1 pseudogene is annotated in these 253 nt (G+C 42.7%); it reads left to right on the plus strand.

Going from position 1 to position 253, the window contains the following annotated elements:
* Window positions 1-253 (plus strand): annotated as a pseudogene (locus tag SB773_RS33300) (DNA topoisomerase IV subunit B); the annotation flags it as partial.

Below are 253 nucleotides of genomic sequence, written 5' to 3' on the forward strand. Positions count from 1 at the left end.
TCAGCAATATCTACTCTTTTGCCAACAATATTAATACACACGAGGGTGGAACTCACGAAACAGGCTTTAAAACAGCCCTTACTCGTGTAATCAACGACTATAGCCGTAAGTTTAATTTTTTGAAGGAAAAGGATCAGAATCTCTCTGGTGACGATGTCCGTGAAGGCATTACCGCAATCATTTCCGTGAAGATTCAAGAACCTCAATTTGAAGGGCAAACGAAAACAAAGCTGGGCAACTCGGAAGCGCGCAG

The sequence above is a fragment of the Bacillus sp. SIMBA_074 genome, from assembly GCF_046534555.1.
Lineage (GTDB): Bacteria > Bacillota > Bacilli > Bacillales > Bacillaceae_G > Bacillus_A > Bacillus_A mycoides.